General features: G+C 42.7%; 24 protein-coding genes. 3 read left to right on the forward strand and 21 right to left on the reverse strand.

Annotated features, from left to right (window positions below):
* Positions 1–12 precede the first annotated feature (12 nt).
* From DW152_RS02555 to DW152_RS02585, 7 genes are all read right to left on the reverse strand, one after another.
* Entirely contained in the window at positions 13–1671 is a 1659-nt protein-coding gene (locus DW152_RS02555) for a putative polysaccharide biosynthesis protein (RefSeq protein WP_118287884.1), read from the reverse strand.
* Between the two features lie 13 nt (positions 1672–1684).
* Positions 1685–2179: an rRNA maturation RNase YbeY gene (gene ybeY, locus DW152_RS02560; protein WP_117537203.1), complete on the reverse strand. Its 495-nt coding sequence runs from the start codon at positions 2177–2179 to the stop codon at positions 1685–1687.
* Positions 2179–3177, reverse strand: a complete 999-nt coding sequence (locus tag DW152_RS02565; RefSeq protein WP_021861017.1) for a PhoH family protein — start codon at positions 3175–3177, stop codon at positions 2179–2181. The genes ybeY and DW152_RS02565 overlap by 1 nt, the downstream gene beginning before the upstream one ends.
* The gene (locus DW152_RS02570; protein ID WP_118287885.1) at positions 3152–4459 is read right to left on the reverse strand and encodes a sporulation protein YqfD; all 1308 of its coding nucleotides are present in this window, start codon (positions 4457–4459) and stop codon (positions 3152–3154) included. The genes DW152_RS02565 and DW152_RS02570 overlap by 26 nt, the downstream gene beginning before the upstream one ends.
* A gap of 16 nt (positions 4460–4475) precedes the next feature.
* Positions 4476–4724, reverse strand: coding sequence for a YabP/YqfC family sporulation protein (locus tag DW152_RS02575; RefSeq protein ID WP_021861019.1), 249 nt, complete (start codon positions 4722–4724; stop codon positions 4476–4478).
* Positions 4725–4806: 82 nt separating this feature from the next.
* A complete protein-coding gene (locus DW152_RS02580) occupies positions 4807–5493 on the reverse strand; it encodes a SanA/YdcF family protein (protein ID WP_118287886.1) in 687 nt (228 codons plus the stop codon).
* 94 nt (positions 5494–5587) lie between these two features.
* A complete protein-coding gene (locus DW152_RS02585; RefSeq protein ID WP_118287887.1) occupies positions 5588–6031 on the reverse strand; it encodes a GNAT family N-acetyltransferase in 444 nt (147 codons plus the stop codon).
* A gap of 325 nt (positions 6032–6356) precedes the next feature.
* On the opposite strand from DW152_RS02585, the gene DW152_RS02590 reads away from it, so the two are divergent.
* Positions 6357–6635, forward strand: coding sequence for a type II toxin-antitoxin system HicB family antitoxin (locus DW152_RS02590; protein WP_021861022.1), 279 nt, complete (start codon positions 6357–6359; stop codon positions 6633–6635).
* Between the two features lie 140 nt (positions 6636–6775).
* Here DW152_RS02590 and DW152_RS02595 read toward each other — a convergent pair whose 3' ends face one another.
* Positions 6776–8095, reverse strand: a complete 1320-nt coding sequence (locus DW152_RS02595) for a M18 family aminopeptidase (protein WP_021861023.1) — start codon at positions 8093–8095, stop codon at positions 6776–6778.
* Between the two features lie 220 nt (positions 8096–8315).
* On the opposite strand from DW152_RS02595, the gene DW152_RS02600 reads away from it, so the two are divergent.
* Positions 8316–8648 (forward strand): PadR family transcriptional regulator, encoded by a 333-nt coding sequence (locus tag DW152_RS02600; protein WP_117537206.1) that lies wholly within the window; start codon positions 8316–8318, stop codon positions 8646–8648.
* Positions 8645–9262, forward strand: a complete 618-nt coding sequence (locus DW152_RS02605; RefSeq protein ID WP_117537207.1) for a hypothetical protein — start codon at positions 8645–8647, stop codon at positions 9260–9262. The genes DW152_RS02600 and DW152_RS02605 overlap by 4 nt, the downstream gene beginning before the upstream one ends.
* Before the next feature lie 57 nt (positions 9263–9319).
* On the opposite strand, the gene DW152_RS02610 is transcribed toward DW152_RS02605, so the two are convergent.
* From DW152_RS02610 to DW152_RS02670, 13 genes are all read right to left on the reverse strand, one after another.
* The gene (locus DW152_RS02610) at positions 9320–10678 is read right to left on the reverse strand and encodes an MATE family efflux transporter (protein WP_021861026.1); all 1359 of its coding nucleotides are present in this window, start codon (positions 10676–10678) and stop codon (positions 9320–9322) included.
* A 102-nt stretch (positions 10679–10780) separates the two neighbouring features.
* Positions 10781–11260 (reverse strand): 23S rRNA (pseudouridine(1915)-N(3))-methyltransferase RlmH, encoded by a 480-nt coding sequence (rlmH, locus tag DW152_RS02615; RefSeq protein WP_021861027.1) that lies wholly within the window; start codon positions 11258–11260, stop codon positions 10781–10783.
* A gap of 17 nt (positions 11261–11277) precedes the next feature.
* Entirely contained in the window at positions 11278–13317 is a 2040-nt protein-coding gene (locus DW152_RS02620) for a HelD family protein (RefSeq protein WP_118287930.1), read from the reverse strand.
* Positions 13318–13366: 49 nt separating this feature from the next.
* Entirely contained in the window at positions 13367–14140 is a 774-nt protein-coding gene (locus DW152_RS02625; RefSeq protein WP_021861029.1) for a ZIP family metal transporter, read from the reverse strand.
* 158 nt (positions 14141–14298) lie between these two features.
* Complete coding sequence (gltA, locus tag DW152_RS02630) at positions 14299–15684, reverse strand: NADPH-dependent glutamate synthase (RefSeq protein ID WP_118287888.1); 1386 nt, start codon at positions 15682–15684, stop codon at positions 14299–14301.
* On the reverse strand, positions 15684–16571 hold the full coding sequence (locus DW152_RS02635) for a sulfide/dihydroorotate dehydrogenase-like FAD/NAD-binding protein (RefSeq protein ID WP_021861031.1): 888 nt from the start codon (positions 16569–16571) through the stop codon (positions 15684–15686). Before DW152_RS02635 ends, gltA begins: the two co-directional genes overlap by 1 nt.
* Positions 16572–16853: 282 nt before the next feature.
* The gene (locus DW152_RS02640) at positions 16854–18035 is read right to left on the reverse strand and encodes an iron-containing alcohol dehydrogenase (RefSeq protein ID WP_021861032.1); all 1182 of its coding nucleotides are present in this window, start codon (positions 18033–18035) and stop codon (positions 16854–16856) included.
* 348 nt (positions 18036–18383) lie between these two features.
* Positions 18384–19925 (reverse strand): chitobiase/beta-hexosaminidase C-terminal domain-containing protein, encoded by a 1542-nt coding sequence (locus DW152_RS02645; RefSeq protein ID WP_118287889.1) that lies wholly within the window; start codon positions 19923–19925, stop codon positions 18384–18386.
* An 82-nt stretch (positions 19926–20007) separates the two neighbouring features.
* Complete coding sequence (locus DW152_RS02650) at positions 20008–22437, reverse strand: FtsK/SpoIIIE family DNA translocase (RefSeq protein ID WP_118287890.1); 2430 nt, start codon at positions 22435–22437, stop codon at positions 20008–20010.
* 68 nt (positions 22438–22505) lie between these two features.
* Entirely contained in the window at positions 22506–23192 is a 687-nt protein-coding gene (locus DW152_RS02655; protein WP_118287891.1) for a ClpP family protease, read from the reverse strand.
* Positions 23193–23263: 71 nt separating this feature from the next.
* Complete coding sequence (locus DW152_RS02660) at positions 23264–24544, reverse strand: O-acetylhomoserine aminocarboxypropyltransferase/cysteine synthase family protein (protein ID WP_117537210.1); 1281 nt, start codon at positions 24542–24544, stop codon at positions 23264–23266.
* A 40-nt stretch (positions 24545–24584) separates the two neighbouring features.
* Positions 24585–25343: a CFI-box-CTERM domain-containing protein gene (locus tag DW152_RS02665; RefSeq protein WP_207722374.1), complete on the reverse strand. Its 759-nt coding sequence runs from the start codon at positions 25341–25343 to the stop codon at positions 24585–24587.
* 27 nt (positions 25344–25370) lie between these two features.
* Entirely contained in the window at positions 25371–26102 is a 732-nt protein-coding gene (locus DW152_RS02670) for a YebC/PmpR family DNA-binding transcriptional regulator (protein ID WP_117537212.1), read from the reverse strand.
* Between the last annotated feature and the right edge of the window lie 35 nt (positions 26103–26137).

The raw sequence follows: 26137 nt of genomic DNA on the forward strand, positions 1-26137 counted from the left end.
TTTTATACGCTCCTAAGACGGAAACAGACGGCATTTTTTACAAACGGCAACCAGTTTTGTTCCCATCGGCATCTGCCGCATTTCTGCTTCGGTAAGACCGCCAAGCAGGATGATTGCTGTACCATAAACAGCTACCGCCGCAAGAAGTGCCAGAATTGTAGCAATATGTGTTCCAAGGAACAACTCAAAGAACAGGTGTACAACTAATGCCACAACACCCATGATCACAGAGGCAATCGCAGGTATAATAAATGTCTTCTTGCGTTCCTGTACAAAGCCGGCATATTCTCTTAAGGCATGTGCATTGAAAATACAAGCAGTAACAGAGAATACAATCTTACTTAATACAACAGCATAAATGCCCCACTTAAATACAACCATCATAATAAACAATGAAATAATATGTACAACAAGTGCTGCCGCTGCACTGTATACCGGTGTCATCATACGATCCATGCCCTGTAACGCCGCATTTGTGATTGTTGACAAACAGTAGAAAATAACTGACAATGCTCCAAACTGCAGTGTCACGGCTGCAATCCGGTTATCTTCTGTAAAGAAAATAAGATCCAGAAGTGGTTTTGCCAGCACGATAAATCCCACTGCACTTGGAAGTGCCACAACCATTGTAAAACGGCTGAAAAGTTCAATCTTATTATGTAACTGTTTGCGGCTTCTGTTCTTAACTGCCGCTACAATACTCGGCATCATCGCAGATGCGATCGCACTGGAAAAGGCAAGTGGAACGTTGATCAGCGTATCGTACTTACCACTGATGATTCCAAGAAGTGCTGCGTATTCACTCTCCTTGTGTCCCTGTGCTGCCATGATCTTGCCAAACATTGCATTGTCAATAACACCACAGATATTATATACCGTCGCACTTAAAATAACCGGTGCGATCGTCAAAAGCAGAACCCGGAATATCTCTTCATAAGTTTCCTTGTGCCTGCTTCTGTCTTTTTTCATTTTTTTCTTTACAACTCTCTGGTAAACGAGAAAGATAAAGACTACAAACACAAGTGCTGCGGCTGCACCGGCAACTGTTCCTAATGTACCACCGGCCGCACCATAAGCTTCTCCGTAAGAGGAATCACCTCTTGTCTTTCCAACCGCACGTCCTGCTTTTAATAAGACATAAGCGCCACCGATGCTGACAACCGCATTGATGATCTGCTCTAAGATCTGCGAGATTGCCGTCGGCATCATAGAGCCGTTGCCCTGAAAGAAACCACGGAATACACCAAGAATCGCTACAATCAGAATACAGGGTGCAAGTACGCGAAGTGCATAGACACTCATGCTCATCGCCATAATATTTTTGGCAATGACTCCCGCGCCGAAGAATATAATCAGTGCTGCCGTTCCTCCTACTGTGATTGCAAATGCAAGCGCACCACGGAATACTTTATATGCATTTTTATATTCGCCGACTGCAACTCTGGCGGATACCAGTTTGGAAACAGCAACTGGGAGACTGTACGAAGTCAGTGTCAGCGCAATCGCATAAATCTGGAACGCAACACCGTAATATCCCAGTCCTTTATCACCAAGAATACCAACCAGCGGAACTCTGTATACCGCACCGATGATCTTGGTAATCACTCCTGCGGCTGCCAGAATTGTCCCCTGGATCAGCAGATTTTTTTCGCTTTGTTGTTTTTCCGACATGTTCTACTCCATCTTAACGTAATATTTCTAATTTTTCTAAAATCTCTCTTTGCTTCTGTTCCATAACGAGGCGTTCTTCTTCCTCCATATGGTCATATCCACATAAGTGTAACACAGAATGTGCAATTAAAAAAGCATATTCTCTACGGGGAGAATGTCCGTATTCTTCAGCCTGTGCGAGAACTTTTTCCTTTGATATGACAATATCTCCAAGAACAAGCTCTCCGCTTTCCGGATCAAAAGCTTCCTCACAGTTTTCAAGGAAATCAAAATTACCTGCCTCTTCATAATCAAGCATCGGAAATGACAGGACATCCGTCGGTCTGTCAATCTCTCGGAATTCAAGATTCATCTCATGGATTTGTTCATTCATGGTAAGAAGCAGATTCACCTCCGCTTCATAAGGACATCCGATATAATCCAGTGCTCCTTCCACGACTTCTTCGGCAATCTCTTTTGCATTTACAGGCAATGTGAGGGCACCCTCTTCTTCAAAGTAAACCGTCATTATTTTCTCCTTTTTTCACGTCCGCGTACCTTGGCGGCATTTGCTTTATTTTCATATTCTTCATAAGCTTTTACAATCTTCTGTACAAGTGGATGACGCACAACATCCTTGCTTGACAAGCGGCAGATGCTGATATCATTAATGTTTTTTACAACTTTTACAGCTGTATCCAGACCGGAAATCTGACCGGACGGCAGGTCTTTCTGCGTTTCATCTCCGGTGATAATGACTTTGGAGCCAAAACCGATACGGGTGAGGAACATCTTCATCTGTGCCGGAGTTGTATTCTGCGCTTCATCCAGAATAATAAATGCATTGTCCAGTGTACGACCGCGCATGTAAGCAAGTGGTGCCACCTCGATCAGACCTTTTTCAGAATTTTTCAGAAAACTCTCCGCCCCCATGATCTGATACAGTGCATCATACAGTGGCCTTAAATAAGGATCGATCTTGCTCTGCAGATCTCCAGGAAGAAATCCAAGTTTTTCTCCTGCTTCAATTGCCGGTCTTGTAAGAATGATACGTCCTACTTCATTATTTTTAAATGCCGTGATCGCCATCGCCATTGCAAGGTAGGTCTTTCCCGTTCCTGCTGGTCCGAGACCGAAGGTAATCATCTGCTTACGGATCGCATCGACGTATTTTTTCTGTCCCAGCGTCTTCGGCTTGATCGGCTTACCCTGGATCGTATGACAGATAATATCTTTATCAATCTCCAATACACTGTCTTCGCTGTCTTCCATTGCAAGTGAAAGTGTATAATCTACCTGCTGTTCTGTGATACCACCACCACGTTCGGACAGTTTTACCAGATTCGCAAGTACGCTTTTCGCTTTCTCAACGCGGGCAGCTTCACCCATGATCTTTACATGTTCATCTCTTGCTATAAGTGTGACATGTAAAGATCTTTCAATTTTTTTCGCATAAACATCGAACTGACCGAACACATTCTGCTCATGCTCGGTCGGAATCTCAATGACTGTTTCCATCATGCCCATCTATATTCTCTCCTTGTTGCGATTTTGAATTTCGCGGAATCTTTTTTATCTTCGACGGTCTCAAAACACCGATACTCCTGACTGCAGTGATCGTGCCTCTCGCACTGGCGTTTCCTGACCCTGTGTATATTTTAACATCATTCTCCAGAATTTCTACCCCTTTTTTCTCCAAATCACGGCAATATTGTGAAAATGTATGGCTTAAAAGCTGCTGTTTTTCCTTTGTTGTATGATTTTTCTGACTTATTCTGTAAAAAACCGTTGTTTTCGTGCCATAAGAAACCGGCAGTTTGATGCGGTCAAAAAGGCAGAGTGGATGATTTGTGATATAAGTTTCCTGTTTTTTCGTTTGTTCCGTCTGTTTTTCGGGGAAAATATCTCCGGTCTGAAACTGCCAGTCTGCAATCCTTATATAGTCTTCTTTCTTCTTTATTGTTCCATAAACTTTTTTCGCATAACTGTTTGCTAAAACCTCTTTATATGGAATCTTTACTTCCGCTTTGATATCCGCATCTGCCCTGTGATACTGGTAATCGATCACTGTCTGACTGTCGTCCTTTACCGGAACCTGACCGGACACAAGCACCTGTCCCTTTCTGACCTTCTTTCCTTTCCGGATTCTGGGAATACCTTCCCTTGGAACAATTTCTGTGATCACACCATCTGTATCTGCGACAAGATCATAAGGGGACACGGTTTTCTCTTTTCTATTTTCCGTCAGTTTCTTTGTTTTACTTCTGTATGCATCCATATTTTCCCGGACACGGATACAGAGCCGATTGCCGTCAATGCTCGCTGAAACCCATATGATATTTTTATAATTCCTTCTAAGATCTGCTGCAATCTTGCCGCAGTTTACTTTCGATTTCACCATTCCGGTATGTACCTTATTATTTTCCAGATAATGAAGAATCTGCTCTCTCGTATAGATCTGATTTCCCGACAGATCAATATCCCAGATAAAACGTGTCAGCATGACCAGTAATGCAAAACACAGTACACATCCCGCAAAAAATAATTTTCTCCTGCGGTAGCGGAGCAGAAAAAAAGGAAGACCAATACGCTTCACGATCGTGACTTTCGTACCGGTCTTTCGAAGAATCGTTTTCAGTTTTTTGAAATCGCATACGAACATATTTACTTCATATGCGCCATTTACAACCTGCAGATTCCAGAGACGGATGTTCCTGTGACGACAGCCATTAATAAAACGCTCGGTTCCGGAGCCTGTAATACGGATTCTTAAATATCCCCGGGTATATCTCCACAAACGGATCAGCATCTTTTCCGACACCTCCTTATTCACTGCAATGATATTCGATATCCCGGATCCATCCGGTCATTTTCATCTCATCATTCGTATAATAGGAGATCATCAGATGCTCTCCGGTAACTTTTAACTGACCGCCTTTTACCTGCACCCGGACAAGTTCGCCTGTATATTCCAGAATCCCACGGTAGTTCTCCAGCGTAAGCTCCACATTACCGGTTACTGTCAGAACCGACAGCCCCGGAAGTACATCTTTCGGTATCTCTGCAAACTCCATACACACCGACTGCCTTCTTATGGATGTTATTGTAATCTATGCAGATCTTTATATCAATATGCTCACATCCACGCAAAAAAATTTACTGATCGTTGGTTGCATCCCCGTCTCCGCTCACCGGGATCGCTTCTCCAAGATACGTCGGTTTTGTCTTAAGCAATACCGATACAACGTCTTTATCTCTTGCCAGAAGTTCCCGCAGATCCCGGTACATCTGTCCTGCATAGCGCGTTTCCTTTGCCGGAACTCCGGTCACCTTCATTCCAAGCCCCTTGCCACTGTACAGTGCACGATACAGATGATATTTCTGTGACACAACGATCATATTCTTTACCTGAAAAACCGCCTTTGCACGATACATACTCTCATAAGTGGAAAATCCGGCATGATCCATAAAAATATCTGAAGACGGAATCCCTTTATCTATGGCATAATCTTTCATAACCTGTACTTCATCATAGTCTTTTCTGCCATGATCGCCACTCATAATGATCTTGGATGCTGCTCCTTCTTCATAAAGTCTGCATGCCGTCTCCAGACGGTCCCGTAACATAAGCGACGGTGAATTGTCCTTGTGTACGCCTGCTCCAAGTACAAAGATACAGTCTGCTTTTGAAGATTTCACTTCAGATTCCTTTTTGATCAGACCTTTCGTGCTTCCAATCACCCATGCATTTCCAAGAAGTGCTGCAAGAATAACAAACAATCCGATACAGATCAGATTTCTGAAAATGCGCAGTATCAATCTTTTTTTCTTTTGTCTTTTCATATACTTCCCCATTTCTTTTTTACCTAACTACAATTCTTTGTCGCCATAGCATCTGAAGAAAACTGCCAATAGCTAATTTTGCATGTGCTGTATTTTAACGTTCCTTAATCATTTGATAATAATCAAGTTCTTCATATCCAAGCCTTTTGTATAACGCGATTGCTTTTTCATTGCACGGTGTTGCCTCCAGGCGGTATCTCTTAGCATCCGGGTATTCTTCTTCTACCCATGCAAATACTTTTGTTCCATAACCTTTGCCTCTCGCTTCCGGTTTGAAGAAAAGTTCTTCTAAGAGAACTGTCTGTCCTCCCGCCTCGTTGCTCCAAGTAAGAGACATATTAAAATATCCGACAACGCCGGTTTCATCTTCCAGCATCAACATTCTCGCATACTGTCGGCTGCGCAGGCATTCCTTAAGTGTTGCCTCAAAATTTTCTTCCGGAACCGTGTGGTCACACGCCGGTCCTTCATAAAATTCCTTCTCCATCGCAAAAAGGACTTCTCTGTCTGTCTCTTTAACATCTCTGATTGTAAACATAAAAACCTCCGATACTTTTCTTATTTCACATCTGTTATATACAGATTCCATACGAATTGTTTCGTACTTCGTACTCTCACAATTCTACCCAATATTCGCATATCGTGAAGCTTACGCTCCACTTTTATGCTCATATCGGGGCGGGGCATTAAGCCCTAAAACTACTCATGTGCAAGCACATCGTAGTTTTAGGCTTTTGCCCCTGGCATCTAACATTATACATGAGTTTATTCCGCCTGTATAGTCTCTTAGACCTTGCATTCTGATTTCTGGATGCTATAATAGTACAAGATATGCATTTACCGAATGAAGGAGGAACTATTTTATGAAATTTATATATCCTGCCATCTTCCGTCAGACTGAAGAAGGCAGCTACAAAGGTTATTTCCCGGACCTGGAATATTGTTACGGAGAAGGGGAGACTCTGGATGACGCCATCGACAGTATCAACGATGCCGGAAAAGACTGGTTGACACTGGAATTATCCGAAGACGAACCACTCATCCCATATGTCAGTGATCTGGAAGATCTGACTTTGGAAGAAGGCGATATTGTCCGCAACATTTCCATGAACATCCGTTTTTATGAAGGATGGGATGAATAAAGAGATAACAGAAAGCATGTAAGATAAAAATCTCTGGAAATAAAGAGCGTGACTGCTCCTGTTTTCCCAGAGATTTTCTTTTATTATTATTTCGTTCAGCGAACTCTTTCACACAATGTTTTGTAAATTTATTTCTGATTTTATTCTTTGAGAATGTAATTTCCATCCGCGTTTGCTTTTATGTGCGTTTGATAAAATTCCTGTATGGCACGTATCATAGAATCCACATCTTTGACACCGGCTGTCTCATATGCGGAATGCATGCCAAGCTGTGGCAGCCCGATATCAACTGTGTTCATGGACACCTGAGCCATAGCAAGATTACCAAGCGTACTGCCACCTGCTTCATCCGAACGGTTTGCGAAAAACTGTACCGGAACACCTGCTTTTTCACAGATCATCTTAAATACCGCAATACTGACCGCATCACTTGTATATTTCTGACCGGCATGTGATTTCACAACAATTCCTTCGTTCATATAAGTACAGTTCGTCGTATCTGTTTTCTGCCTGTAATTCGGATGCACAGCATGTGCATTGTCGCAGCTTAACAGAAAGCTTCCTGCAAGTGCACGGTAAAAATCTTCTTCGCTGTATCCCAGTGCTTGATTTGTGCGCCACAATACATCAAAAAGGAAGGTAGACTTGGCTCCTTGTTTCGTTCCGGAACCGACTTCTTCATTATCAAAGCAGGCAAAGACATTGATATTTTTCTGATTACCGGCTGTCAGGAATGCTTTTGCAGAAGTAAATGCACACTCTAAATCATCCAGTCTCGGACATCCAATAAATTCTTCTTCACTTCCCCAGCGTACCGCTTTCATACGGTTATATAAGAAAAGATCCATTCCATAAATATCCTCTGTTTCTACATCCAGTTCTTTTGCAATGATCGCTTTTATCTCGCCGGATTCTTTTACACTGCCGGACAGAACCGGAAGCATGTCGATCTGTTTGTTGTAGGATTTTCCATCGTTTACTTTGCGGTCCATATGAATGGCAAGACTTGGGATCATAAGCAGATCACGATTAATTTTCACTAATTTTGTTTCAATACTGTTTCCATCTTTTACCATAACACGGCCTGCCAACGAAAGCGGTCTGTCGAACCATGTAGAACAGATCATACCGCCGTATCCTTCTGTGTTGAGCACGGTATACTTTCCAGCGACATTTATCTCGATATTTTCTTTTAATTTGAATGTCGGTGAATCGCTGTGGGATGCCGTCACATGAAAGCTGTATTCATCCAAAGCATTTCCTATTTTCAATGCAATAATGCTGGAATTATTTCTTGTGACATAGTATTTTCCGTCTGGTTCCAGATGCCATTTTTCAGCTTCCTTTAATTCCTGGAATCCATCTTTATCCAGCATGGTTTTCAAATTTTGTACCGCATGGAAAGCGGTCGGTGACTGCTCTATAAAATCCGTTAATTCAGTTATCCTGTTTATTTCCATTTTATTATGCCCTCTCTAATTTTTATTATATACACATCATACAGCAGATCGCATTTTCTCACAAGGACTATTCCCAGACGCAATATATGCTTTCCTTATCTGTAAATCATTTTTATGTTTCACTTGACATCTCACTACTATGTGTTACAATATAGTCAATAGCTACTATGTATTGTAAGGTAGTAAATAAAGAATTTGAAAAAAGGATGGTGATTACAATATGTATGACAAGTCACAGCTTATGCGCGGGACACTGGAAGGTTGTATTTTACAGATTCTGTATCGGGAAACCACTTACGGCTACCAGATTGTAACCAGCCTTACAGAGTATGGTTTTGAGGATATTAAAGAAGGAACGATTTATCCACTTCTCGTCAGATTGGAGAAGAAGAATTATATTAGTTCAACTCTGCGTCCGTCTCCTCTTGGACCAAGGCGCAAATACTATTCCATTACCGACGAAGGACTTACCTATCTGCATGGATTTATAAACTGTTGGAATCAGGTGCAGAAATCAGTAAATGAAATCTTAAATATGGAGGAATCATTATGAAACTAACAAAGGAAAATGAAAAAATTATGAGAAAAGCAAAACGATATATCCGTACGTTCCCTCTTTCTACTGAAGAGATTCGTCAGATTGAAGAGGACATTACTGGAATGGCATTAGAATCACAGGAACGAGGGGAAGATTTTATGGAGGTTATCGGAAAACCGATTCGGGAATTCTGTGAAGATCTTGTATATTCCATCGGCGGAATGCAGGCACTTGGCGGCAGAAAATTATTGCGAATCAGCGGAATCTATTTTCAGCTTTATGGACTTCTCCCAATCTCAATGGGACTGGTGGCTGTATTTGGTGGTCTTTCTGCGACGGAAATTATTTATTATAATATATTTGCAGCTTATGCTTTCTTTATGGGATATTATGCCGAACATGGCTGTAATACACCAGAAAAGGGAAATAAAATCCTTGCACTTGGACTTATTTTCCTCATATTCATAGCCGGAAATGACATTTATAATGCCATTATGAGTATTGACAGCCCGATTGAAACGGGTGATTGTATTATTTTCCTTTTCGGGTTGATATTAGATTATCCGATGACGCTTATCTATATCATCGGAGCCAGACGTAACCGAGCACACTCTCCAAATGAAATTTAATATACTGCAACGTATAATCTGCTAATGACAGATTATGCATCCGATTCAAAAAGGCGCCTAGATTGCTCTAAGCGCCTTTTTGAATCGAACAGAAAATAAAATTGCCGTAAATGTAACTGCGATCAAATCTGCGACCGGCTCTGCCATATAAACCGCTGTTGTCTGATCCGCGCGGAAGATCTGCGGAATAATATAGATAAGCGGAATCAGAAGCACGAACTTACGTACAACTGCAACGATAATGGATTCCACAGCTCTTCCAAGTGAATTAAACGCCATCTGGCAGGAAATCTGGATACCGAACAGGAACATCACTGCAAGATATACACGGAGCGCTTTTGCTGTAAATGCAACCAGTGCCGTATCTGTTGTGAAGATTCCGGCAAAAATCTGCGGGAAGAACATGACGCAGCCCCATAAAATAACTGCATAGATCATACTGATCTTTAATAGTAATAAAAAGGCGGCTTTTACACGCTTTACATTTTTTGCGCCGTAATTGTAACTCATGATTGGCTGTGCCCCCTGGCCGAATCCCTGAAGCGGAAGCATTGCAAACTGCATGACGCTTGTAAGGATTGTCATAGCTCCAACTGCCATATCTCCGCCGTATTTCTGAAGCGAAAAATTGAAGCATACCGAAATAACGCTCTCACTTGCCTGCATAATAAATGTTGCAGATCCAAGTGCAAGACACGGTAAAATTACTTTCGGTATCAGTTTCAGATTCTCTTTCCGGATACGGATAAATGTCTTCTTCCCACACAGAAAACTCACGACCCAGATGCAGGAAAGAGCCTGCGAAAGTATTGTAGCAAGCGCCGCTCCTCTCACTCCCATACCCAGTAAAAAGATAAACACAGGATCCAGGATGATATTGGCAACTGCACCAATCAAAACGGAATACATTCCAGTCTTAGCAAATCCCTGTGTCGTAATAAATGCGTTCATACCAAGTGTCAGTTCTACAAACAGCGTTCCAAGTGCATAAAGATTCATATAGCTGTTCGCATAGGGAATTGTATTTTCACTGGCACCGAATGCAAGCAGAAGATCCCGATTCCAGATAATCAAAACTGCTGTCAGTATCAGCGATACAAGAATCTGCATTGTAAAGCAGTTTCCTAAAATCTTCTCTGCCGATTCAACATCTTTCTTTCCGAGATAAATGGATGCTCTCGGCGAACCTCCATATCCGACCAGTGCCGCAAATGCAGACACGATCATAATCAGTGGCATGCAGACACCGACTCCTGTCAGTGCCGCCGCACCTACATGTGGGATATGCCCGATATAAATACGGTCCACAATATTGTACAGCATATTGATAATCTGAGCCGCTAGGGTTGGAAGCGCCAGTCTTAATAATAATTTTCCAATTGGTTCTGTTCCTAAAAATTCTTTATCTTCGTTCATGTTCTAACCTTCTGTTCTATATAATCTATATAATGTTGATGTTGTGATGTCTGCAGATAATTACGTACTATGCACTTTCACCACACCTTATCTGATATCATCTTATTTATGATACGGCTCTCCATTGATAATGCGATAACTTCTGTAAATCTGCTCCAGCAAAATGACGCGCATAAGCTGATGCGGAAATGTCATTTTGGAAAAACTGAGTGCATAGTCGGAACGCCTTAACACTTCTCTTCCAAGTCCGATCGATCCGCCGATCACGAATACCAGGTGGCTTTTCCCCTGGATTCCAAGTGTCTCGATCCGGTCTGCCAGTTCCTCGGAAGTTAACATCTTTCCGCTGATTTCCAGCGTGATGACATATGCGTCCTCTTTGATCAGCTTTAAAATCCGTTCGCCTTCTTTTTCGCGGATATTCTCTTCTACTATCTCACTTGCACCATCCGGTGTCTTCTCATCAGCAACTTCCAGAATTTCCAGTTTGCAGTAACGGCTGAGCCGTTTGCTGTATTCTGCAATTGCATCTTTCAGATATTTTTCTTTTATTTTCCCTACGGTTATCACTGTTATTTTCATAGATTTCTTATCTCTCCTTATATCTGATAGACAAAAAGTTCATGCAGCGCCCTTGTCGCACTGATGTAAGCCGCCTGCTTGTAAAGTGGATTGTCACGATGGAAAAATGCAGTGAATACCTGGTCAAATTCCAGCCCTTTTGCCAGATAAAAGGTTGTCACGGTAAGCCCTTTTTCAAACGCAGATGTATTACGGTCAATATAATGATAATTTTCTTCCCTGTCCTTCAAAATCTGACAGACGGTTAAAGCATCTTCTTCTGTCAGTGTTAAAATGGCAGCAGTCTCGTATTTTTCCAGGTTTACATCTATAAGAACCTGATCCAGCAACGCTTCTTTTGAAACAAATGTCTGTTCTGTAACACCCTGTCCATGACGCATCAGAAGTTCCAGCTCCTGATCGCCGCTCAGTGCTCTTGCATACTCTGCGATCTCGACAGTATTACGATAACTTTTATTCATCTCCAGTTTCCTTACTTTCCGTTCAAAAATCTTCGGAAGAAACCGGGTGACATCCTGTTGCTTTTCATCCATTGTCTGCATGCGGTCGCCGAGGATCGTCATTCTGCACGGGAATAACATGGCAAGAATACTGTACTGCAGATAAGAATAATCCTGCATCTCATCGATGACAAGATGTTTGACATTTTTATGCTGTGTGGCTCCGCACAGGCGGTATTTTAAATATAACATCGGATAGACATCTTCATAAGAAAGGATCCTTTTTTCATATGGCAGATCTGGTAATGTTTCATAACCTGCAAACTCCAGAAAGCGGTTATAAATATGATAAATATCACGTTCCATATACATCTGCCCTGCCTTTTCTTTCAGATATTCCTCTTCTTCCTCGGAGAGTTCCCTGCCTCTTAAAGTCACAAATTCATCTTTAAAATAATCCATGACTGCATCCATTCTTGCGAGCAGCGGTGTATTCTGGAATTTGAAATAAAAGAGAGAGATAATTTCACTCTCTGACTTAGTATATCCTTTATAAGAGATCTCTTTCAGATCAACCAGCTCTTCTTCCAAAAGTGCAAGAAATGCCTCCATCATTCCGATGATCTCCGGTGACTGTTTCAATTCATACTGCTTCTTTGCAGCTGCGTCCGGGAACTGCATCTGATGTTCCAGTTCGTCATAGCGGTCTTCACAGTCATTTACAATACTATGCAGTTCTTTGTATGCAAAAAGATCAAAGCTCATCTCCCGGATGTTTTCTTCTCCAAGTTCCGGCAGAATATGTGAAATATAATCCGAAAACACACTGTTCGGCGATAAGATCAGCACATTTGACGCTTTCAGATGTTCTCTGTCATGATACAGAAGATATGCCACACGATGAAGCGCTACCGATGTCTTGCCACTTCCTGCCACACCCTGGATCACAAGGATCTGGTCTTTGCGGTTACGGATGATTGCGTTCTGTTCCTTCTGGATCGTGCGCACAATATTCTTTAACTGTACATCGCTGTTGCTTCCAAGCTCCTGTTTTAAAATCTCATCATCAATCTTCGTATCGCTCTCAAAGGCATAGATCATTTTTCCCTTACGGATCTTATACTGCCACTTGGATGCAATCTTTCCTGTGATCGTACCGGATGGCGCCTCATAGGAAGCTTCTCCGGCATCATAATCATAGAAAAGTCCACAGACCGGCGCACGCCAGTCATAGATCAGCGGACACATACCCGCTTCCGGCGCAAAATTTCCGATTCCAATATAAAATGGCTCCGATTCGTCTTCTCCATCATAGATGAAATCCACTCGTCCAAAAAAAGGGGCATCCATGAGCCTTGCAATTCTCTGCTGCATGCGCAGTTTTTCCTGATTTGCATTCACCTGATGCAAAAGTGCCTGCTGATTATCATAATCTTCATATCCATACTGGTCCATCTCGGTATAATTTTCCCAGTAATAGTCATGCATCTGGCGGATCTCCTGTTCCCCGGCAGTCAGATCCTCTTTCAGTTCATCCATCTTTTTATGTAATTTTTCTAATACGTCTTCTAAAAAAAGTTCTCCGTCAAAGCGGATATCCTCAAGGTTCTGTCCCATAGCTGTTCGTGTCCTTTTATTTATTGTAACTTTCTGATATACAGCACTTTTATCCCAGTGCCACATCCAGAATCATCATTAATACGAATCCTGCTGCAAATCCGATGGTTCCAATATTACTGTGTTCACCTTCCGCTGCCTCCGGAATCAATTCCTCAACGACAACATAGATCATCGCCCCTGCCGCAAATGCAAGCAGATACGGCAATCCCGGTGTAATAAAAGAAGCAAATAATACAGTAATCCCACCCGCGATCGGTTCAACGATTCCAGAAAGCATACCATAGAAAAATGCCTTTCCACGTCCATTTTCACTTCTGATTGGCAGAGAGACAATAAATCCCTCCGGAAGATTCTGGATTGCAATACCAATAGACAGAGCAAATGCTCCCGCCAGAGTTATATTGGTATTGCCGCTGACGATGCCGGCAAATATGGCACCGCTGGATATTCCTTCCGGAATATTATGAATCGTTACAGCAAGAATCAGCATCGTTGATTTTTTCAGACTGCATGCCGGGCCTTCTGCCTCCTCGCATCCGATGTGCAGATGTGGAATAGCCCGGTCCAGAATCAGCAAAAACAGGATTCCGATAATGAATCCAACCGCAGCCGGAAGAAATGCAAGCCTGCCCATTGACCCGCTCATTTCCATTGCAGGTATCAGAAGAGACCACACAGAGGCTGCAACCATTACTCCCGCTGCGAATCCGAGCAGCGATTTCTGGATCAACGGTTTTAATTCATTTTTCACAAAAAATACGCAAACTGCGCCAAGAGTTGTTCCGATAAAAGGAATGATAAGTCCTAAAAATACAGTCATAAATACTCCTTTCTGCTTGCTGTTTCCTTCACGTCATATTTCAAAATTATACCACACCCAGAAAAAAAGACAAGGCACAGAATTACCTGCCCTTGTCTTTTCGTCTTCATAATCTTAATGATTAATATCTGTATAAAACTTTAAGATTTTTATATGTTCTACTTGGATAATGCTTCGTGGATACCTTTTGCTCCTGCTTTACCGGCTCCCATAGCAAGGATAACTGTAGCAGCTCCTGTAACGGCATCTCCGCCGGCAAATACAAATGCTTTGGAAGTCTGTCCGTTGTCTTCTTCGGCAACGATGCATTTTCTCTTGTTTGTCTCCAGACCTTTTGTTGTAGAAGCAATCAGTGGGTTCGGAGAAGTGCCAAGAGACATGATCACTGTATCCAGGTCAATATCATACTCAGATCCAGGAATCTCAACTGGACGTCTTCTTCCGGATGCATCAGGCTCACCAAGTTCCATCTTCACAACTTTCATACCTTTCACCCAACCGTTCTCATCAACGAGAATCTCTTTCGGATTGGTAAGAAGATCAAAGATGATGCCTTCTTCTTTTGCATGGTGAACTTCTTCTGCTCTTGCCGGAAGCTCTGCTTCGCTTCGACGATATACAACATGTACTTCTGCGCCAAGACGAAGTGCCGTTCTCGCAGCATCCATAGCTACGTTACCACCACCGACAACTGCAACTTTCTTGCCTGCTGCGATCGGTGTATCATAAGAATCATCAAATGCTTTCATCAGGTTACTTCTTGTCAGATATTCATTTGCAGAGAATACGCCATTTGCAGTTTCTCCCGGAATACCCATAAACATTGGAAGTCCGGCTCCTGATCCGATGAATACTGCTTCGAAGTTCTCTTCTTCCATTAACTGGTCAATCGTTGTAGATTTACCGATTACAACGTTTGTCTCGAACTTAACACCGAGTTCTTTTACCTTCTCAATCTCTTTCTTAACAACTTTCTGCTTTGGAAGACGGAATTCAGGAATACCATATACAAGCACACCCCCGAGTTCGTGAAGTGCCTCAAATACAGTTACTTCATATCCTAATTTGGCAAGATCTCCTGCGCAGGTAAGTCCGGACGGACCGGAACCGATCACTGCAACTTTGTGACCATTGGTCTTCTCAGCTTTTTCAGGTTTAATATCATGTTCCAGTGCATAATCTGCAACGAATCTTTCCAGTTTACCTATAGATACGGCGTCGCCTTTGATTCCACGAATACATTTGCACTCACACTGTGATTCCTGTGGACATACACGTCCGCAGATTGCAGGAAGTGCAGAAGACTCACCGATTACTTTATATGCGCCTTCGATATCTCCTTCTTTTACTTTTGAGATAAATCCCGGAATGTTGATCGATACCGGACATCCCTGGATACATCTTGCATTCTTACAGTTTAGGCAACGTGTAGCTTCTTCCATTGCCTCTTCCTGATTATATCCATAACAAACTTCTTCGAAATTCGTAGCTCTTACTTTTGGATCCTGTTCTCTGACAGGCACTCTTTTTAATACATCTGCCATTAGTTCTCACCTCCGCACTGGCCACATCCACCGTGATGGGTGTCACCTTCCTGTAATTTTAACATCGCACGACCTTCCTGTGTCTTATACATCTGCTGTCTCTTCATAGCGTTGTCAAAATCAACGAGATGTCCGTCAAATTCCGGTCCGTCTACGCATGCGAATTTTACTTCTCCGCCTACAATCAGACGACAGGCTCCACACATACCGGTTCCGTCTACCATGATCGGATTCATACTTACAACTGTCGGGATCTCCAGTTTCTTTGTAAGCAGGCATACGAATTTCATCATGATCATTGGTCCGATTGCGATACAGACATCGTATTTGTTGCCTTCTTCTACAAGCTGTTCGATCTTTGTTGTAACCATACCTGCATGACCATAAGATCCATCATCTGTACATGGATAATAATTTCCTGCAGCTGCCTCCATCTGGTCTTCCAGAATTAAGAGGTCTTTTGTCTTGGAGCCGATGATAACATCCACATCGATTCCATGCTCTTTCATCCATTTTACCTGTGGGTATACCGGTGCGGCTCCGACACCACCACCGACAAATAAGATTTTCTTCTTTTTCAGTTCTTCCAGATCTTCATGAATAAATTCAGATGGACATCCAAGCGGTCCTGTGAAATCGCGGAAATAATCTCCGGCTTTCATCTCTGTCATCTTTGTTGTAGATGCTCCTACCGGCTGGAATACAATTGTAATCGTTCCGGCTTCTCTGTCATAATCACAAATTGTAAGTGGAATACGTTCCCCTTTTTCATCCATCTTAACGATAACGAACTGTCCCGGTTCACAGTGACGTGCAACACGTGGAGCTTCGACATCCATAAGATAAATGTTCGCAGCCAATTTCTCAGCTTTCAATATCTTGTACATCTTTCTTCCTCCTCGAATATAATCCTTTTATCATAATAAAATATTTTTAGAAAAATAGCAAGCAATACATCCTGTTTTTGTACAATTGTTTTGCAGTAATTCTCTTCTTTTGACTATTTATTATAATTATATACTTATAGATAAACATTTAACATTCATCAAATGCAGCCTGACGGACACATAAATGTTATATTTTTTATATTGCCCTGACGGCGATAAAAGAAGGAAGCGGAGTCAGGTTCCGCTTCCTTCCTTATGTATGGTAATTGGAAAAATGCCGAATTAAAAGTCAACTTCTGTTCCGTAATAAATGCATGTAAATAACTTTTCCATTGTTGCCGGATCGATGGCTCTTGGGTTAGATCCTGTACAGGCATCACCAACAGCATTTTCAGCGATTGTAGCAATCTTCTCTTTGAATTCATCTTCTTTGATTCCGAACTCTTTTAATGTTGCCGGAATGTTAAGTTTTACATTGAATGCCTGGATCTTCTCACACAAACTATTGATCAGTGCCTTTTCTGAAGCTCCCGGAAGTCCTACTTTACGTGCGATCTCCGCATAACGTTTTGCTGCGATCGGATCTTTTGCATTGTATTTGATTACATATGGCAGATACATTGCATTCGCAAGACCATGTGTGATATGACCGGTTGAGAAGACTGCACCCGTCTTATGTGCCATAGAGTGGACAATTCCAAGTAATGCATTGGAAAATGCCATTCCTGCGAGACACTGTGCGTCATGCATCTGTGCTCTTGCTTCCATATTTCCGTTGTAAGATGCCGGCAGGTAATCGAATACCATTTCAATTGCCTGGATTGCAAGTGGATCTGTATATACACAGTTCAGAGTAGATACATAAGCTTCAATCGCATGTGTCAGTGCATCCATTCCTGTATATGCAACCTGTTTTGCCGGAAGTCCTTCTACCAGTTCTGAATCAACGATTGCTACATCTGGTGTGATATTGAAATCTGCCAGAGGGTATTTGATTCCTTTTGCATAATCTGTGATAACGGAGAATGCCGTAACCTCTGTTGCCGTTCCCGATGTAGACGGAATCGCTGCAAATTTTGCTTTCTGTCTTAATTCCGGGAAACTGAACGGTGTGATCAGATCTTCAAATGTAATGTCCGGATATTCATAAAATGCCCACATTGCTTTTGCAGCATCGATTGGTGATCCTCCACCCATAGCAACGATCCAGTCCGGTTCGAACTCCTGCATTGCTTTTGCACCTTTCATTACAGTTTCTACAGATGGATCAGGTTCTACACCTTCAAACAACTGGACTTCCATACCAGCTTCTTTCAAATAACCGACAGCCTTGTCCAGAAATCCCTGTCGCTTCATAGAACCGCCGCCTACTACGAGGATTGCTTTTTTACCTTTTAAATTCTTAAGTTCTTCCAAACATCCTTTGCCGTGATATACGTCTCTTGGTAATGTAAATCTTGCCATTGTTCGCATCTCCTTTTCTTAAGATATATTGTTTTGTTAATTCTTTAACGCAATTATATATCTGTTAAAAAAATAACGCAATAGTTTTTTTATAACTTTTTGTACTTATTTTCGTGCAATCTTTTTTCATATCGTCATAACAAAATAGAATGTGCCAAGGCATTTTCTTGCGTTGAGCGCTGTTGCTTATTACACTCTGCCATTTCACGTGAGTGCGCATCCTTCCGGAGAGTTTTTACGTAGTAGAAACGAAACTATTACACAAAAAAGGACACATGATAAGCTTCACTTTCCATGTGTCCCTGCTCATTTCTTATATTATCTTTTTGCTTTATTCTGACATCAGTCCTACTCAGAAGCTCCTCCCTTTCCGGTGATCACACGGTTGGAACGGCTTCCGGTTGTTGTATCTGTTCCCAATCCGTCAGTATTACTGTCGGACGTAGATATATCCGAAGAATCGCTGTTACTTCCGGATATATTGGATGAGGTATCTGAATTGCCCTTCGAGCTGCTGAGATCCAGCACGTAATTACGTGTTGTAACACCACTTGAACGTCCGTCACTGTTTACAAGAATCGCCTTAAACAATGTCTCGCCCTCCGGCATCTTAATCGGCCCGGTATATTTCTTTGAGGATGTTGTCGGTGTCTTTCCATTCATCGTATAGTATGCCGTATATCCATCCGGTACTTTAATTTCAATCGTCTGACTACTTTCGTACTGTCCGGTAGACGGTGAAATAGCCGGTGCTTCCTCAATCGGGAACACAATCTTATACACCTTCTGTGCAGTGCTGCTCGGTATTCCTTTTTTATTGACAGCAATTGCGCGCACGTCATTTTCCCCTTCTTCAAGCTGAATCGGTTCTTTGTATTTGTCGCTGTCAAATGTCGGATCCGTTCCATCGGTTGTATAATAAATCGTCATTCCTTTACCGGCGGTAAGTGTCACCTGCTGTACATCATCATATGTCTTTTTATCATCCAGACTGTATGTTGGTCTGTCAATATCATATTCTGACAACTGTTCCTGTACAGAATCATCAGCGTCATCGAGAAGTTCCGGAATCTTAAGTGTCTGGTCTGTATCCAGATAAAACTGGAAACAGGCATCATAAAGATCCGCATTTCCTGACTGCGTATCAATCGCGTCCAGGAATACATTCTCTGCCTTGTCATCTTCATCCTGACCGAGATATGTCTTTGCAAGACCGCTATAAGCCTCCGGCCGTTGCTTATTCTTTTTGATCGCTCTTTTAAAATAACTTTCCGCTTTTGAATATTCCTGATTCTTAAGTGCATTATTACCACTTCTTACAATTCCCGTATAGGAATTGATGTAAAGTGCATAACTGATACCAGCGATCGCAGCAATACAAAGAATAAGAACAAGAATGACAATCCGGCGCTTTCTCCTAAGTCTTGCCATCTTCTGTTCTTTCTTCTTACGACTCACAGACCTTTTACCGCCTCCGGTACGGTCTGCGATCTGACCGGTACGTCCGGTTCTGCCTGTATTTCCTGTTCTTCCGGTCTGGCGAAGCACCGTAGTTTTACCGGTTGCCCGGATAGATGTATCGCCCGTCACACGCGTATTCATCGTTCGTCTTGTCGTGCGGGCAGATACTCCTGTTATTCTACCGGTTGCGCCAGATCTTCCACTGGTACGTCCACCCGTATTACTTCGGACATCCACCCGGGTACGGTCATATGCCAGATAATCCGGATCTTCTTTCCCTTCATTTTGTTCATCTATCGAAAACCGAACCTGCTCGGTTAACATATCATCAAGAGGATTATAATCAGGAACAATACGGACTTCATTCCCACATGCATCACAATACAACACACCATCCGGTATCTCATGTCCGCAGTATTTACATTTCATGATTCATCATGTCCTCCTCCCTGTATATTTTCTCGAAACTCCACTATTATACTTCAAAGTTTTTCTGCTTGCAACTGGAAACTTATGATTTTTTTGTGATATACTGCTCAAATTCCTCCGCAGACATCAAAATCTTTCGTGGTTTCGTGCCTTCTTCGCCGCCTACAACTCCGGCTTCACAAAGCTGATCCATAATGCGCGCTGCACGATTAAATCCAATCTTAAACGTACGCTGCAACATACCAATAGACGCCTTGTCCTTTTCAATGATCAGTCTTCCGGCCTCTATAAAATGCACATCCGTCTCCCCGGTATCTGCACTTCCGATGCTTCCACTTCCGATCTCCGAAGTATTCACATGGTTTGCAACGTTTTCATCATATCCGGAATCATCATTATGTGATTTCAGATACTCCACAACATCCTGCACTTCTTTATCCGTTACAAACGCACCCTGTACTCTGGCTGGTTTCTGATAACCGGACGGGTAGAAAAGCATATCACCTTTTCCAAGCAGTTTCTCTGCTCCGTTCATATCGATGATTGTTCTGGAATCAACACCGGATGATACGGAAAATGCAATTCTTGATGGCATATTTGCCTTGATCAGTCCGGTAATAACATTTACGGATGGACGCTGTGTTGCAACAACCAGATGGATTCCGGCTGCACGGGCAAGCTGCGCCAGACGGCAGATTGCTTCTTCTACATCTCCCGGCGCTACCATCATCAGATCTGCAAGCTCATCTACGATAATGACAATCTGTGGCATCAGAACCGGTTTTGCCGGTTCACCCTCAGCTGGTTCCGGCATTGCTTCTACTTTCGCATTGTAGCCTTTCATATCACGTACATTGTATTCTGCGAATGCCTGATATCTTCGCGTCATCTCTGCAACCGCCCAGTTAAGAGCACCTGCTGCTTTCTTCGGATCGGTCACAACCGGAATCATCAGGTGCGGAATCCCGTTATATACACTTAACTCTACAACTTTCGGATCAATCATGATAAGCTTCACTTCATCTGGTCTTGCTTTATATAAAATACTCATAATGATTGTGTTGATGCAGACAGATTTACCGGAACCGGTTGCACCTGCGATCAGAAGATGTGGCATCTTCGCAATATCCGTCACAACAACTTTGCCACCGATATCTTTTCCAGCTGCAAATGAAATATTTGACGGACTGTTCTGGAACTCTCCTGTCTCCAGCAAATCACGGAGCATAACTGCGGAATTTTCCTTATTCGGAACTTCAATTCCGACTGCCGCTTTTCCGGGAATCGGCGCCTCGATACGAATGTCTGCCGCTGCAAGATTCAGTTTGATATCATCGGCAAGACCAACAATCTTGCTAACTTTGACCCCCATCTCCGGCTGTAACTCGTACCGTGTTACCGCAGGGCCGCAGCTTACATTCGTCACTGTAACCTGGACTCCGAAATTCTGCAGTGTCTGCTGTAACTTCATTGCGGTCTCTCTAAGGCTTGCATCAGATTCTCCACCTTTATTCTTTCCTCGTTTCAAAAGTGAGATTGGTGGGAACTGATATGCTTTCTTTGATTTTCTCTCTCCTGAAGCAACCGTAGCCGCAACCTGTGCAGTCTCCTTCGCCAGTTCTGCAGCCGCTTCACGTGTTTTGCGTCTGCGCGGTTTCTCTTCCTGAACATCTGCGTCTGCCACTGACGGCATCTCGTTTTTATCAGCCGGCATAGACGCATCATCCCCGCGGTGGATCACGAACTGTGGTTCTGCTGAAACTTCATGCATATCTTCGTGTGCCGGTGTTTGTCCGCCGCCAAGTGTTGTATCAAACGAAACACCTTCCACATGCTTCTCACTGCGCTTACTTTTTCCGACACTCTTTGGTGGTTTCTCTGCCTGGAATTTCTTCTGTTCCAGCACTTCTTTTGCTTTCTGTTCACGCAGTCGCTCCCGCTCTTTACTGCGTTCTTCCCGGCGCTCTTTTGCAATTTTCCTTCTTCTGGCAGAATCTTCTTTTGCTTTGCCGTATGCTCGGTCTCCACTTTCTTTTACTCCCTTAAGCAAAGACTTTCCAGTCATAATGACAAAACAAATGATCATGAAAATAAGAACAACAACATATGTACCTGCGACTCCGATAACCGGTGCCAGTACATTCGTAATCTTTTCGCCGATGATACCTCCGATCTTGTCCACCAGTTCCAGAAGTGCGCAGGTCAGGACAACAAATATAAGTCCTGCCGCTGTCTTTAAATATGCATTTACATTCCCTTTGTTTGAGATAAGAAATGCAACAATTCCAAATAATAGAAACGGAACTACATAGGCAACTGCTCCAAATGCATAATATAATCCGTGGGAAGCCTTTGCTCCCGCCGAGCCGCCCAGGCCGAAATTACTGAGCATGATCAAAATGCTGACTGCCAGTGTCAGCCAAATTGTCACTTCATCCCGCAGGAAACTCTGTTCCTGTTTTTTCTTTTTGGTCTGCCTTGTACTCCTCTTTTTTCTTGACTTTGCAGCCATTTATATTCCCCCTTATTCTTGGCAATACTATTATTAGTATAGCATTATTAAGAAGGGATGTCATTACGTTATTTTGCTCTTTTTTGCTTCTCCTGCGCGATCATTTCATGCAGTTTGCCAAGTGCATCCTTAAGCCCCCCAACCGCATCGATCAGACCTTCCCTCACAGCATCTTCACCTTCCAGCAAAGTACCGACATCTTTTACAAGTTCTGTAGGATTGAGCATTAATTTTTCAATTCTCTCCTGACTCATTTTCGAATGATCTGAAAGAAACCGGGTGATCCGATCCTGTGTTTTCAGCATATTGCGAAGGCTCTGTTCCACGCCGATAAACATGCCGTTCGTACGCACCGGATGAACAACCATCGTGCCGCTTGGAACAATAAAAGAATATCTGGCTGATACTGCAAGCGGTCCGCCGATAGAATGGCTGCCTCCAAGAACAAGCGATACGGTAGGCTTGCTGAGCGATGCGATCATCTCTGCAATAGAAAGCCCCGCTTCCACGTCACCGCCCAGTGTGTGCAGAAGCACAAGCAGTCCATCAATCTCTTCGCTGTCTTCTATTTCCGCAAGCACCGGGAGAAGATGCTCATATTTCGTTGCCTTTGTATTGCCTGATACTGCCTCATGACCTTCGATCTCGCCAATAATCGTCAGTAATTTAATCCTGTCTTTCTGTTTATTTGTTCTCAGATCAAGACTCCCCATTTCTTTGATCTGTTCTCTCTCTTCTGACTGCTTCTGATCCATAAAAAACACCTCCATACTTCTTTATTGTTAGTATGAAGGTGTCCTGTTATTTTTATTCGTAAATCAGAAAATTAAGCCTGCTCAAGAGCCTGTGCAAGATCCGCAATAATATCTTCTGCATTCTCGATTCCGACGCTGAAACGGATCAGATCCGGCTGTACGCCAGCTTCTTTCAGTTCCTCATCATTCATCTGTCTATGTGTGTGGCTTGCCGGATGCAGTACACAACTTCTCGCATCCGCTACATGTGTCACGATCGCAATCATCTTCAGGCTGTCCATCATGCGTACAGCAGCATCTCTTCCGCCTTTTAAGCCGAATGTGATTACACCACAGGTTCCGTTCGGCATATACTTGGATGCCAGATCGTAGTATTTGTCACCTGGCATGGACGGGCAGCAAACCCATGCAACCTTTTCGTGGTTTTTCAGATATTCAGCTGCTTTTAAAGCATTCTCACAATGTCTCGGTACACGCAGATGTAAAGTCTCCAGTCCGATGTTCAGAAGAAATGCATTCTGCGGTGCCTGGATTGAACCAAGGTCACGCATTAACTGAGACGTTGCTTTTGTAATATAGGCGCCTTTTCCAAATCTCTCTGTATAGACAATTCCATGATACGTCTCATCCGGTGCAGTCAGTCCCGGGAATTTGTCTTTGTGCGCTTCCCAGTCAAAATTACCACTGTCTACGATTGCCCCACCGACGCAGGATGCATGTCCATCCATGTACTTTGTTGTAGAATGTGTAACGATATCTGCTCCCCACTCAAACGGGCGGCAGTTGACTGGAGTTGCAAATGTATTATCCACGATAAATGGAACTCCATGTGAATGTGCAGCTTTGGCAAATTTCTCCAGATCAAGTACAACAAGCGCCGGATTGGCGATCGTCTCACCGAATACAACTTTTGTATTCTCCTGGAATGCTGCATTTAACTCTTCTTCAGAACATTCCGGATCAACAAATGTTGCATCCACACCCATTTTCTTAATCGTATGGGCATACAGGTTATAGGTGCCTCCATAAAGCGCAGATGCGCATACGATATGGTCTCCTGCTTCTACAATATTCATAATTGCGTAAAAGTTTGCAGCCTGTCCGGATGAAGTCAGCATTGCGGCAACACCGCCTTCCAGATCACAGATCTTTGCTGCTACAGCATCATTTGTCGGATTCTGCAGACGTGTATAAAAATATCCGGATTCCTCCAGATCAAACAGTCTGCCCATCTGCTCACTGCTGTTATACTTAAATGTTGTGCTCTGATAAATCGGAAGCACTCTCGGTTCCCCATTTCCCGGTTCATAACCGGACTGAATACATTTGGTTTCCAGTTTGTAATCACTCATTTCCTTTTCCTCCTGACTATACCTTATAATATTCTGATATTTAGATATACTGCATTTTAAGATTCTGTACCATCTGCATATATAATGCCTGGCACTGTGCTTTCTTCCCTTGCTCGATCAGTTGCACGCATGGTAGCAAATATTTACAATACAGTTGCTTATAGATGGCAGCTGCATCTTTCTGCATATTTAAAATCATCACAATTCCCGGCGCGACCTCATAGTAGTCCTTTATAATACTACGTCCTTCATCCGTCTGCATCAGATATTCATCTCGGAATCTGCGCATCACTTGCATTTCATAGCAGTCGTCTTCTTTCTGCATATGTTCACACACTGCTGTAGTGATATAACATAGTTTGCTGCGAAATCCTTCCGCAATATCATCATAAGAAGAATGAGAAAGTGTTAAGGATGTAACCTTCTTCTCATTCCATACTTCTACAATGCGACGGGACAATTTCTCGCAGTCTTCATTTCTGGAGTAATTCAGAAACGGAATAACATATACTGCCATATTCATATTATAATCTACACCCAGACGCTCTCTGTTTTTTTTCGCTTCTTTCTGCATCTTATCATACGCATAAGCTGGAATCACCTGCGAAAGTTTTTCTATTAGCGCATCTTTCTCCTCATCTTCTGTCTCAGCTAAAAGCTGCTCAAGACTTACAAGTACAGGGCGGTATTTCAAATATCCTTTTTCAAAAACTCCGTTGTATGTTTTTCTGCGAAAGCCTTTGACATGTGTCAACATCTCGTCAAACAGCTCTTGCAGTGTCTTTTCTATATTGTCCATGCTTCTCCTCCGAAGTTTCCAGATATCCTATTCATCCCAGTTGTGATATACATCCTGTACATCATCGTCATCATCCAGCATATCCAGTGTCTTCTGAATGCTTGCAATATCTTTTGCATCTGTCAGTTCTACATATGTCTGCGGGATCATAGTTACTTCTGCGGAAGCCATAGCGATTCCTGCATCTTCAAGAGACTGACGTACTTCACTGAATGTATCCGGATCTGTAACAACTTCATAGCTGTCTTCCTCTTCTATAAAATCATCTGCACCCGCATCCAGCGCCTGCATCATCAGCTCATCTGCATCCCCTTCGTATTCCTCTTTATCAATGATAATCTGACCTTTGCGGTCAAACATGAAGGATACACATCCAGGAGTCCCGACATTACCGTTTCCTTTAGTAAATGCATTCTTAACATTCGTAGCTGTACGGTTTCTGTTATCTGTCAGTGTCTCTACAATAATAGCTGTTCCGTTTGGTCCATATCCTTCATATGTAATATGCTCATAATTCGCTGCATTGGCATCTCCGGATGCTTTCTTGATATTTCTGTCGATTGTATCATTCGGCATATTATTAGCTTTTGCTTTAGCAATAACATCACGAAGTCTGCTGTTGTTAGCAGGATCTGAACTTCCTCCTTCTTTTACTGCAACGGCAAGCTCTTTACCGATTTTTGTAAAAATCTTTCCCTTTGCTGCATCATTTTTCTCTTTCTTATGTTTGATATTGGCAAATTTTGAATGTCCAGACATAAATCTTATCTCTCCTTGTATCTATTCTTAATTAT

Origin of the sequence: Dorea sp. AM13-35 (assembly GCF_003473885.1) — a bacterium.
In the GTDB taxonomy this organism is placed as follows: Bacteria; Bacillota; Clostridia; order Lachnospirales; family Lachnospiraceae; genus Dorea_D; species Dorea_D hominis.